The organism is Mucilaginibacter sp. Bleaf8 (assembly GCF_018390515.1).
GTDB lineage: Bacteria > Bacteroidota > Bacteroidia > Sphingobacteriales > Sphingobacteriaceae > Mucilaginibacter.
On sequence record NZ_JAHBBK010000001.1, the window covers coordinates 969,233 to 981,400 of the forward strand.

Genomic DNA, 12,168 nt, shown 5'->3' on the forward strand with positions numbered 1-12,168 from the left:
CAACAGCATGGCGTTTTTTTATATCTAATAGTGTACATGAATAAGCGTTTGACAATCTTGCTGATCATTAGCTTGCTGGCTGTAAAGTCTTTTGCGCAGGCTATCGTATACAACAGCTACACTTATCGCCCCGAGATAAAGAGTGTAGAATGCTATAACGCCGAAAAGGAAGGCTCCTTCCCGATCATCAACCTGCGCTCAAACGAACAGATACAACTCAATTTTGACGACCTGACCGGGCAAAGCCGTAATTACTATTACACCTTGCAGCATTGTGATGCACAATGGGCCCCATCCAACCTATCGCCGGCAGAGTACCTGCAAAGCTTTATGGAAGACCGCCTGTTGAATTACTGGTATGCCAGCGGAACTGTGCAAAAGTATGTGCATTACGAACTTAAACTGCCTAACCAAAACATTGCGCCAAAACTGAGCGGCAATTATATATTAAAAGTTTATGAGGATGGGGATCAGCGCAGATTAGCTTTAACCCGGCGCATTTATGTAGTAAATACCCGTGCTGGCATCAATGCAGAGATGGTACCCTCGAACAACGTTGCCCTGCGGCCAACCAATCAGAAGATCAATTTTCAGGTTGATTATGCCGGCATCAATGTATCTAACCCATACAATGATATAAAGGTGCTGATTATGCAGAACAGCCGTCCGGAAACGGCCGTATTAAATACCAGGCCCACAAATGTTCGGGGTACACAACTGCTGTATAACGACTATCAGAGCAATGACTTTGCCGGTGGTAATGAGTTCAGGCATTTTGATATCCGCAGCCTTAAACTTAATTCAGAACGGGTAGCCCGCATTTTTAAGGATACGGCCAACACCGTACTACTTTTGGGTGATGCGAGCCGCAGGCAATCTGCCTACCTGTTTCAGTATGATAACGACGGTAACTTTTTTATCCGCAACCAGGATGGCCGCGATGCACGTGTAGATGCCGACTATATACAGGTTTATTTCGGCTTAAACATCAACCTGCCCGCAACTGAGGGTGATGTGTACATAACAGGCAAGTTTAACGACTACCGCCTGGATGCATCCAGCAAACTGCAATATGATGCCAGCCGTAATATTTATACAACCAACTTACTGTTAAAGCAAGGCGTGTACGACTATCAGTATGTTTGGGTGCCACGTAATACCAACCTGGCATCAACCACAGAAACAGAAGGCAGCTACTTTGAAACCGAGAATGAATACCAACTGTTAGTGTATTACCATGCGCCCGGCGCCCGGTGGGAAGAATTGGTTGGTTACCGTTTGCTTACCAATGCCCAAAAACGATAGCGGCAAAGCTCAACAACCTGTTGTAATTTAGACTAATTGCCAATTAGATATTCTTGCGGCTCTATACACCGCCATTAGGTACAATGCGCTATATTTGCAGCTTTATTAAATGCGTATGACATCCAAAAAGCCTAAAGATTCGCTGGTAATAATGAACGAGTTGGTATTACCCAACGATACCAACATGATGCATAACCTGATGGGAGGCCGTTTACTTTACTGGATGGACATCGCAGCGGCCATGTCGGCCCAAAAGCATAGCAATCGGTTAGTGGTAACCGCATCGGTAGATAACGTTTCTTTTCAGCATTCCATTAAGCTGGGTGATGCAGTTACTATAGAAGCTAAAGTGACCCGTGCTTTTAATAAATCAATGGAAGTGCGCCTGGATGTATGGGCCGAAAACATCCCTACCGGTAGCCGTGTAAAAAGCAACGAAGCTTATTATACTTTTGTGGCTTTGGATGGTGATGGCAGCCCCGTACAGGTACCTGAACTAACACCCGAAACGCCTGAAGAAGAAGTTATATTTGCAGGCGCTTTGCGCCGCCGCCAATTACGATTGATACTAAGCGGACGCATGGAACCTAATGATGCTACTGAGCTTAAAGCGCTGTTTATGGCAGCCAAACAGGAGTCGTAGGTAGAAACAATTTTTGTACATACTAATAGCTGCCTACCCTATGGATAATCGCATCAATTACAAAAAGGTGATATAACGAAACTACCGGTTGATGCCATTGTAAACGCTGCCAACAGCAGTCTGATGGGTGGTGGTGGCGTTGATGGCGCGATACATCGGACAGGTGGTAGCCAGATACTCGAAGAATGCCGCGCTATAATAGCCCGCCAAGGCAAATGTAAAACAGGCGAAGCCGTAATTACCAGCGGCGGCAACCTGCCGGCAAAATATGTAATTCATACCGTTGGCCCCGTATGGAACGGCGGTAAAAAGAAGGAGTCGCAGTTACTGAGTAATTGTTATGTGAACAGCCTCAATCTGGCTGTGGAAAATGACATTAAAACTGTTGCCTTCCCCAATATTAGTACCGGCATATATGGCTATCCGAAAAATGAGGCCGCCGAAATTGCAATAAAAGCGGTAAACGACTTTTTAGCAAATAATACCTTCATCCAAAAAGTAATTTTTATCTGCTTTGATGATGAAAACTATGGCTTGTATGAGGCAATGCTAAGCTCTCCAGCCCTTTAAATAAGATAAGAGGGCTCTAAAAGTGTCCTCTTATCTTATTGTATATTTCTTCGTCATATAATTTTCGCAGCTGCTGATGTGTATCGGCGGACAAAGCCTGAAGGCCAGATGCCTCAACATTGCTATGCACCTGGCTAATTTTAGATGCACCGGGAATGACGGTAGTTACTTCGGGGTGGTCCAGAATCCAGCGGATTGCCCATTGTGCCATACGCTCGTCGGGCAACATGGCTTTGATTTTGCCGGCTAATCTAACCCCTTCCTTAAACTCAATTCCCGAAAAGGTTTCACCCGCATTGAATGCATCGCCATTGGCATTAAAATTACGGTGATCGTTAGCACCGAAAGATGTATCCTCTTTAAATTTACCGCTTAATAAGCCACTGGCCAAAGGTACACGTACAATCAGCGCTACGCCTTTCTCCTGAGCTTTGGCAAAAACCTCATCGGCTACATGCTGCCTGAACAGGTTGAATATAATCTGCAGCGATGCCAGCCCCTCCTGCTCCAGGCATATCAGCGCCTCTTCTGACGTTTCTACACTGGCACCAAAATAACGGATCAATCCTTCCTGCTGTAGTTTGCGCAGATTATCAAATACCTTACCGGTACGCATTTCATCGGTAGGTATGCAATGAAGTTGTTCCAAAAACAATTGCGATAGTCCTAGGTGCTGCAGCGAATCTTCGGCATGGCGTTTTATGGCATCATACGTGAAGTTTTGCGGCCAGCCATTGCCTGCATCGCCTCGCCGGCCAAGCTTGGTGGCTACAAATATTTCTTTATCTGTATTCGCTTTTAAAAACTTGCCTATCACTGTTTCGCTCACACCCATGCCGTACACATCAGCCGTATCAATGAAGTTGCCGCCTGCATCAACATAGCTTTGCAGTATCTGCAGCGCTTCTTGCTCGTTTACGTTACCCCAATCGGCACTTCCTAACTGCCATGTACCTAAACCAACCTCGGCTACCGATACGTCTTTAAATGCCCTGAATTTCATTATAGATGATATTGTATAATCTGTCAACCAATGTAAATAAGCGATTGTTTGCTTAACTCCCCAATTCAACAATGCGGTCAAATTCTTCAGGCTTAAGGCCCATAACAGACAATCGCCCCTGGCGTACTAAACTAATATCTTTTAAGCGGTCATCGGCTTTGATTTGCTCCAGCGTCACCGGCTTTTGCAGGCCCTGTATAGGCGATAAATCAACCACGACCCAATTGGTATCATCTGTTGTGGGGTCTTGGTAAAACTCTTTAACTACCTTGGCTATACCCACTACGGCCTTACCTTCGTTACTATGGTAAAACAACACTAAATCACCCTCTTTCATCGCTTTAAGGTTGTTGCGGGCCTGATAATTGCGCACGCCATCCCAAAAGGTGCGTCCGTCTTGGTTGAATTTTTCCCAAGAATATTTGAATGGTTCTGATTTGACTAACCAATAGTTCATGATTTTAATTTCTCTATCGCTTTATTTGAATTCGAATGTAAAGGTTAAAATTTTCGCTGATTTATAAAACTTGCAAGGTTGCTCTTTAGCTATTCTTATAAATTTTCAATCAGATAGAGTTTCATGAATCATATAGTAAGTAAGGTATTAAGGACGTTACCTACTCAAACACTAAATCGCAGCCTTAAACTCTCAGGATTTGCTCAGTCGTAAAGACGCTTGTGGGCATTTATGCTTATTTGGTTCTTAACTTACTATGTCCAACTTTTGTATTGTGCCAAGTTATTTACTTATATCCGTTTTTATTTGACCGCGTATTCGTTCATTTCCGAGTTATTCAAATGCATAATAATGCAGCAGCTTCCTTGCATCAGTACCAGAAAAACCAGGTATATATCTTATCTAAACTTTTACTACTACACCTTGTTTATCTCTTATAATCATACAATATCTATCATGAGAAACGGACTATTTGAATACGGCGACCGGGTTATTATTTCATCAACAGATGAAAGGGGAACGGTAAATATTGACCAGATGAAAGATGGCGATCCGGTTGAGGTGGCACTTGAAGGATCGGGGGCTGTAAACCAGTACAGTGAAGATGACCTGGAGTTTGACGAAGATTACCGGCCCGATACAGGCGAATAAATAAAAAGCCGGTTTTACTACCGGCTTTTTATCTTAATGAATTATTTTAAATACAAGCTCTTTCATCAATTCACCGTGAGAGGCATTTGAATCAACGCCCTTGCTTTTCAAATCGTACTCCCGCAAAAATGAGATGATTTGCAAGGTTTTATAATAGTCGAAGCTACGAGCGGCCTGTTCATAATCTTTCAGGAAATAAGGACTAACGCCCAACTCACGGGCAGCGTTGGCTTTATCCTTGACGTAATGGAACAACAGCACCTTGCTGAAAAAGTTATTCATATTACCTAAAACCAATACAATGGGGTTGGCCTTAGGATTGGCTTCAAAGTAATTAACGATCTGGTTGGCTTTTAGCACATCTTTTCTAATCAGGGCCGACTGCAGCTCAAAAACATTATACTCTTTACTAATACCAATATTTTCCTGTATATGCTTTAGTGTTATTTCCTGGCCGGCGGGTACATTCAGCATCAGTTTGCTTAACTCATTGGCAATTTTTGAAAGGTCGTTACCAAGATATTCGGCCAGCATAGCCGATGCCTGGGCACTAATACGGTAACCTTTTGCTGTGGTATAGCCTTCAATCCAACCGGGTACTTTATTATCGTACAAAGCGGCCGATTCCATAACTATGCCATTCTTTTCAATGGCTTTATAAGCTTTCTTCCGCTTATCAAACTTTCCGTACTTGTAACATAAAACCAGGATAGTGCTTTGCAGCGGGTTTTCCAGATAGCTCAATACCGGGTTGAGCCCTTTCTTATCCGCATCTTCTTTACCCCATTTCATATCCTGCGCTTCTTTCACAATAATTACCTGATATTCGGCCATCATCGGGAAGCGGCGCGCAGCGTTAATCACCGTCATAATGTCGGTATCCTTGCCATACAAAACCGTTTGGTTAAAGCCCTTTTCAGCCTCATTCAGCACCTTATCCTCTATGTAATCGCTTACTTCGTCAATAAAATAAGGCTCGTCGCCGTGCAGTAAGTACAAGGGTTTAAACTTGCGGCTTTTCAGGTCTTTCAGTATCTCGTTTGCGGTCATTTTACAGGGTGCAATTTACAAAATATGCCATTAGGATTTGGCAGCGATAATGATGAATTTAGCGCCATGAATTTGTTGCAGCCGCTCAACCTGCCTCCCTACCCTTTTAAACTTACCGACCAAAACGGCCAGCTTTTCATTTTCGATGAGATAAGGAAAAAGAATTTGCTGCTGACACCGGAGGAATGGGTAAGGCAACATTTTGTGCAGTACCTGATAAAAGAAAGACGCTATCCTAAAAGCCTGATTAAGCTGGAGGGCGGCCTAAGGCAAAATGGCATAGCCCGCCGGTCTGATATTGTAGTTTTTAATACCTATGGCCAAAAGATACTGATGGTAGAATGCAAGGCGCCTGCGGTTGAAATTACCCAAAGTGTTTTTGACCAGATTGCCCGCTATAATATCACCCATCAGGTACCATTACTTGCCGTAAGTAACGGCTTGCAACACTACTATTGTACCATTGATTTTACGCAGCGCAGCTACGTATTTATTGAGCAATTGCCTCCTTACAACGCCACCTGACTATTATCGTTTAGCAAGGCATCACCTGAAGTAAGCTTCATGATCTTTTCACGCAGCTCATTTGGTTTGAACGGTTTGGATACATAATCATTCATACCCGAGTCGAACACTTTTTCGCGAATATCAATCAGCGCCGATGCGGTTAGGGCAATGATAGGTGTAACTGCTTTTTTAGGATCTTTGAGCTTGCGTATTTCCGTTGCGGCATCAAAACCGTTCATTACCGGCATTTGCAAATCCATCAGGATAATATCGAAGTTGCCGTATTGCACTTGCTCAACCGCCAGTGCGCCATTTTCAGCAAAGGATGATTTGAGTTTCCATTTGGAGAACAGCTTTTTCATAAGCATCGTGTTCACCATGTTATCTTCCGCTACCAAAACATTTAGATGGCTCATATCGCTTTCGCCATCCTGTTCGGTAGCAACAGGTTCCTGCGGCTTTATTACTTTTTCAACTACAGGCTCGGTTGATACCGGGAATTCTATATTGAATGAAAACTCGGAGCCTCTGCCCGGTTGACTAAGCACCTGCATTTGCACGCCGCTTAACTCCAGCAACCGTTTTACGATGGCTAAGCCCAACCCCGTACCTCCATACTGGCGGGTAGTGGTAACCGACTCTTGTGTAAATGGCTCGAATATGGCATTAAGGTTTTCTTTTTCTATACCGATACCCGTGTCTTTTACAGAAAATTGGATAGTAACCCGGTCATGTCGGTCTTCAACCAACTCAACCAGCACATGCACTTCACCTTGTTGTGTAAACTTAATGGCGTTACTTACCAGGTTAAAAATAACCTGAGTAAGGCGGGTTGGGTCGCCTATCACCACTTTGTTTTTTACCCGGCTGTCAATATCCAGCACAAAATTAAGCCCTTTTTCAATAGCTTTAGGCTTTTGTCCGCCGCAGATGTTTTGCATCAATTCGGCCAGATTGAACCGGATGTTTTCAAATACAATTTTCCCAGATTCGATCTTATTAAAGTCCAGAACATCGTTTACGATAGCCAGCAGGTTACCTGCTGAGAATTTGAGTATCTCTAAATTTTCTTTTTGATCCGGCCGGGGATTGCTCATCATAAGCAGATTGCTCATACCGATAACCGCATTCAAAGGGGTACGAATTTCATGCGACATGGTGGATAAAAACTCGGACTTTGCAAGTGATGATTTCTCTGCCTTATCAATAGCAGCTTCCAACACACTATTCAGCCTGCCTTGCTCTTCACTGTTCTTCTTCAGTTGCCTCATATTGGTTTGAAAGGCCTGATAGAAGTGATTGTGTATAAAAACCAATAAAATAAAATTGGTAAGCACACCCAAAATAAGCGTTGCCTGATCTAAATGCGAGGGTCTGAAATTTATTATATATAAATTATTTGAAGAGTAGATCATGAACAGAATAATGGGTACTACATTCAGTATAGAATACAACATTCCCCATTTTTGCCCAAGCATGTAAAAGCCGAAGATAACGATCAGCAAAACCAATTGTACTGATATAATGTCAACCTGCTGAAATATCAGAAAAGCATCCACCATGTTGATCATGGTACCTGTAACCAGTAGCGCGTGTGATACAAATCGCCAATCTGGTTTCCAGGTAAGATACTTAAATAAAATAATTATGCATATCAGCAATGTACCGGTTATATAACCCATTACAGCCTGATTTTGCACAAGCTGGTTAATAAAAATAACAGATACTGTTCCTAAAATAAGCAACAATCCATAGTACAACAAACGGATACGGGCGTTCTCTAATGAAGATCGCCCGTTCGCTAATATGTTTTTTATAGAAAGGTTAAAAAAACCTGCTGCTTTTGCCATTGCGAATATTTATAATGATAGCATCTGCTAAAATTACCTGTTTAAGAAGATTTAAACAAAGCTGAATTTATGCTAAACTATCACCTTGCAATTAATCTGCCAAAAGATCCAAATTATCATCTATGATTTTAATTTTGGCTTCGGCATCCGCTTTCTTTTTGCGCTCGTTTTCGATAATCTCCGGTTTGGCGTTATTAACAAATCGCTCGTTACTCAGCTTTGCATTTACCGATTTCAGGAATCCTTCCAGGTATTCTTTTTCTTTTTGCAACCTTGTACGCTCCGCTTCTGCATCTACATTGCCCTCCAACGGAATAAAAAACTCATTCCCTGACACAATGAAGTTAGCAGCACCAGCTATTTTATCAGCAGTTTCATTAAACTCGCTGATATTACCCAACTTGGTTATAACCGGTAAATAGGCTTTGTAATCGGTGCTGTTATTAAGCTTCACAAATAAGCTCAATGCCTCTTTAGGCGATATTTGTTTACTGTTACGCGTGTTACGAATTTCGGTAATCAGTTGCTTGATGCCTTCGAACTCCGCCAACAACTGTGTATTAATTTGCTCAATAACTGGTAACTGTGCTACAATACAGCAGTCTTGCTCGGTGCGGTTGCCAAACACCTCATCATGCCATAACTCTTCGGTAATAAACGGCATAAACGGATGCAACACTTTCAATATTTGTTCAAAAAATGTAATCGTTGCCTCATAGGTTTGCTTATCTATCGGCTGCTGATAGGCCGGTTTAACCATCTCAAGATACCAGGCGCAGAAATCGTCCCAAACGAGTTTATAGACAGCCATAATTGCATCTGATAAACGATATTGGTTAAAGTTTTCCTCAATTTCGGCCAATGCCTGGTTAAAACGATTTTTAAACCACTCAACGGCTGGTGCATTCGCAAACTCCAAACTATCGCTTACTTCCCAACCTTTAACCAGCCTGAATGCGTTCCATATTTTATTGGCAAAGTTGCGTCCCTGTTCGCAGTAGCTCTCATCAAACATTAAATCGTTACCTGCGGGAGAACACATCAGCATACCCACACGTACCCCATCCGCACCGAATTGTTTAATCAAATCAATCGGATCAGGTGAATTACCTAATTGTTTGGACATTTTACGGCCAAGCTTATCACGCACAATACCGGTCAGATAAACGTTTTTAAATGGTGCCTCACCTTTAAACTCATGGCCGGCCATAATCATACGGGCAACCCAAAAGAATAAAATCTCAGGCGCTGTTACCAGATCATTGGTTGGATAGTAGTAGTTGATATCGGCATTATCAGGATCTTTAAATCCATCAAAAACCGATATAGGCCACAACCATGATGAAAACCAGGTATCCACCACGTCAGGGTCCTGGTAAATACCGGTAGCATCCTGGCCTTGTGCCTGGAATTCTGCCTCGGCTTCGGCCTGGGTTTTGGCTACTACCCACTGGCCTTTCTCGTTGTACCAGGCAGGAATTTGCTGGCCCCACCACAACTGGCGACTAATGTTCCAGTCGCGCACGTTTTCCATCCAGTGGCGGTAGGTATTGATAAACTTTTCTGGTATCAGTTTTACCTCACCGTTCAGCACGTAATCCAGTGCCGGTTTAGCCATCTCCTGCATTTTGCAAAACCACTGCATAGATAGTTTGGGCTCAATCACCGCGTCTGTACGTTCAGAAAAACCTACCTGCGATTTGTACTCCTCTACCTTCTCCAGCGCGCCGGCTTCTTCCAGCATTACGGCAATCTTTTTACGGGCGGCAAAGCGATCCTCGCCTACCAGTATCTGCGCATTTTCGTTCAGAGAGCCGTCATCGTTTAAGATATCAATTACCGGCAGGTTATGTTTCTGGCCCAGTTCATAATCGTTCAAATCGTGTGCCGGTGTAACTTTAAGGCAACCGGTACCAAAATCCATGGTTACATACTCGTCCAATATCACCGGTATTTCGCGGTTAATTATGGGCACAAATACTTTTTTACCGTGCAAGTGTGTATAACGCTCGTCGTTCGGATTGATACACACGGCACTATCGGCCATAATGGTTTCCGGACGGGTAGTGGCAATGATGAGATGGTGTGCGGAGTGCGAGGCATTAGGAGCGGTATCTTCAACACTCTTCTCACCTTCCGCTTCGCTCACAGCTAAAGCATAGCGTATATAGTAAAGTTTCTGGTTAACTTCTTTACGGATTACTTCTTCGTCTGACACGGCTGTTAAACCCTTGGGGTCCCAGTTTACCATGCGCACGCCGCGGTAAATCCAGCCCTTTTTGTACAGGTGTATAAAGGTATCTATAACCGCTTCCGACAGTTCAGGATCCATAGTAAAGCGGGTGCGGTCCCAATCGCAGGAAGCGCCTAACTTTTTAAGCTGCTCCAGGATAATGCCGCCGTATTTCTCTTTCCACTCCCAGGCGTAGTTTAAAAACTCTTCGCGGGTAAGCTCTTTTTTATTGATGCCGCGCTCTTTGAGCATATTTACCACTTTGGCTTCGGTGGCAATGCTGGCATGGTCGGTGCCGGGTACCCAGCAGGCATTTTTGCCTTTCATGCGGGCACGGCGTATCAGTACGTCCTGAATGGTATTATTCAACATATGGCCCATGTGCAACACGCCGGTTACATTGGGTGGAGGAATGACTATCGTGTACGGTTCGCGCTCATCGGGCACAGATTTGAAAAACTTGTGTGCCAGCCAGTAGCTGTACCATTTATCTTCAACTTCGTTAAACTGATAGGTTTTTGAAATACTCATAGCCCACAAAAATAATGTTTTGCCCTTAATAGTGAAGGGCTTGCCCGCTTTTGTTTATTTCTCAAACTAATCCGTGCTATACCACCGTACCGAAGCTGCTTTAACCCCATAGGTGTACCACTTTTGAAAGTGGTACAAAGCGGAACAAACCGGTACACCCCGGAACAGGTGGTACACTTTGGTACAGCAAAAACGGCATTTGCAAGCTGCAAACGCCGTTCATAAAAAGTGGTACACTTTGGAACACCCGGTACAGTTTGGTACAGGTATTTATACTCGTGACACGATCTTGTCAGTACCAATTAGTTGTTAACACTCACAGCTACATTAATAAAAGAAAGCTTTTGTAACCTAAGCTACACGCTTCTTAACGCCCATGTGCCGGCACAGCAACCGGCACTACCGTTGTTGGCGCAACCTCGGGTTCTAAACGGTTCCATCTGTCGAGCTTACCATTTAAAAAGTATAAACAGTACTGCCTTAAACCTGTACCGTTTTCATACATCGTGTATTGTATAATTTCCAGCAGATTATTAGTGCCAGGTAAGCGCTCGGCAGAGATTACATTGTCAGGCTTAATTTTTAGCGCTTGCCTAACTTCATCTTTACTCATGCCTATGCTCACCTGCGACATATTGGCTTTCATAACAGCGCATGAAGTTATAACGGCTGCCACCAAAGCAAGAATGAATGTTTTAAATATCTTTTTCATGTTAGGTTGTAGATTGGTTTGGGTTTGACGGTGGTGAAAGGTACAGGTTTAATGTTATCTTCAACAAATTAAACACCTTAATCATAATGAAAATTCATACGTCCTTGGTCTGCTGGTTACTACTTACCATTGCTATGCTTGCTATTGCCTGCAATACAAAGAAAAATAAAAATCTGGACAGCTTTTATACTGATGGTGGCGAATGGGACTCTGCCCGCATACCGTTTATCAAACCTTATGAAGCCATCAAATCAGACGATAGATACGGATGGATTATGAATTTAGAAGGAATAGACGGAGATACTGGAATACTTAACATTCAAATGGCTGGTATAGTAAATGGAACAATTCTGTTATATAGCACTAATACAATCCTTCATGGAAATGATGTAAAAGAGGCATGGTATGTTATCATCCCAAAACAACATTTGGAGAAGGGTTTTGGAAGCTACCGAGCGTATCTTAGTTATTTGAGAGCATTAGGGTTTAAAAACACCCCGAAATTACATAACATAAGAACGATTGCTAGCTATTTTGATGACCATGAAACAATAGATTGGAATAGAATCGAATAATTATTATAGCTTCACACAGCAGATGACTATAATTATGATAGCAAATTCTAGCAATTATTGAAGATCTCCCTCCCTGTAAAA

At 43.0% G+C, this 12,168-nt stretch carries 11 protein-coding genes and 1 pseudogene; 6 read left to right on the forward strand and 6 right to left on the reverse strand.

Going from position 1 to position 12,168, the window contains the following annotated elements; translation table 11 throughout:
* Window positions 1–36: 36 nt before the first annotated feature.
* The 3 genes and pseudogenes from KHS38_RS04350 to KHS38_RS04360 form a co-directional block, all read left to right on the forward strand.
* Window positions 37–1,305, forward strand: a complete 1,269-nt coding sequence (locus KHS38_RS04350; RefSeq protein WP_213487286.1) for a type IX secretion system plug protein — start codon at window positions 37–39, stop codon at window positions 1,303–1,305.
* Between the two features lie 115 nt (window positions 1,306–1,420).
* Window positions 1,421–1,948 carry an acyl-CoA thioesterase gene (locus tag KHS38_RS04355; RefSeq protein ID WP_213487287.1) on the forward strand — a complete coding sequence of 176 codons (528 nt, stop codon included), beginning with the start codon at window positions 1,421–1,423 and terminating at the stop codon, window positions 1,946–1,948.
* Window positions 1,949–2,014: 66 nt separating this feature from the next.
* Window positions 2,015–2,518: pseudogene (locus KHS38_RS04360) on the forward strand (O-acetyl-ADP-ribose deacetylase); the annotation flags it as partial.
* A gap of 16 nt (window positions 2,519–2,534) precedes the next feature.
* Here KHS38_RS04360 and KHS38_RS04365 read toward each other — a convergent pair.
* Window positions 2,535–3,521, reverse strand: coding sequence for an aldo/keto reductase (locus tag KHS38_RS04365; RefSeq protein ID WP_213487288.1), 987 nt, complete (start codon window positions 3,519–3,521; stop codon window positions 2,535–2,537).
* A gap of 52 nt (window positions 3,522–3,573) precedes the next feature.
* Window positions 3,574–3,978: an EVE domain-containing protein gene (locus tag KHS38_RS04370; protein ID WP_213487289.1), complete on the reverse strand. Its 405-nt coding sequence runs from the start codon at window positions 3,976–3,978 to the stop codon at window positions 3,574–3,576.
* Between the two features lie 456 nt (window positions 3,979–4,434).
* Here KHS38_RS04370 and KHS38_RS04375 point away from each other — a divergent pair, with 456 nt between their 5' ends.
* Complete coding sequence (locus tag KHS38_RS04375) at window positions 4,435–4,629, forward strand: hypothetical protein (protein ID WP_213487290.1); 195 nt, start codon at window positions 4,435–4,437, stop codon at window positions 4,627–4,629.
* Window positions 4,630–4,662: 33 nt separating this feature from the next.
* Here the strand turns inward: KHS38_RS04375 and holA are convergent, their stop codons facing one another.
* Window positions 4,663–5,679: a DNA polymerase III subunit delta gene (holA, locus tag KHS38_RS04380; RefSeq protein WP_213487291.1), complete on the reverse strand. Its 1,017-nt coding sequence runs from the start codon at window positions 5,677–5,679 to the stop codon at window positions 4,663–4,665.
* A gap of 24 nt (window positions 5,680–5,703) precedes the next feature.
* Between holA and KHS38_RS04385 the strand changes: the two genes are divergently transcribed.
* Entirely contained in the window at window positions 5,704–6,204 is a 501-nt protein-coding gene (locus tag KHS38_RS04385; RefSeq protein WP_249665271.1) for a type I restriction enzyme HsdR N-terminal domain-containing protein, read from the forward strand.
* On the opposite strand, the gene KHS38_RS04390 is transcribed toward KHS38_RS04385, so the two are convergent.
* From KHS38_RS04390 to KHS38_RS04400, 3 genes are all read right to left on the reverse strand, one after another.
* On the reverse strand, window positions 6,189–8,036 hold the full coding sequence (locus KHS38_RS04390) for an ATP-binding protein (RefSeq protein ID WP_213487292.1): 1,848 nt from the start codon (window positions 8,034–8,036) through the stop codon (window positions 6,189–6,191). The two genes, KHS38_RS04385 and KHS38_RS04390, sit on opposite strands and share 16 nt — an antisense overlap.
* Before the next feature lie 91 nt (window positions 8,037–8,127).
* Window positions 8,128–10,800 carry a valine--tRNA ligase gene (locus KHS38_RS04395; RefSeq protein ID WP_213487293.1) on the reverse strand — a complete coding sequence of 891 codons (2,673 nt, stop codon included), beginning with the start codon at window positions 10,798–10,800 and terminating at the stop codon, window positions 8,128–8,130.
* Between the two features lie 367 nt (window positions 10,801–11,167).
* Window positions 11,168–11,512: a hypothetical protein gene (locus KHS38_RS04400; RefSeq protein WP_213487294.1), complete on the reverse strand. Its 345-nt coding sequence runs from the start codon at window positions 11,510–11,512 to the stop codon at window positions 11,168–11,170.
* An 86-nt stretch (window positions 11,513–11,598) separates the two neighbouring features.
* Between KHS38_RS04400 and KHS38_RS04405 the strand changes: the two genes are divergently transcribed.
* Window positions 11,599–12,087: a hypothetical protein gene (locus tag KHS38_RS04405; RefSeq protein WP_213487295.1), complete on the forward strand. Its 489-nt coding sequence runs from the start codon at window positions 11,599–11,601 to the stop codon at window positions 12,085–12,087.
* The last annotated feature ends 81 nt before the right edge of the window (window positions 12,088–12,168 follow it).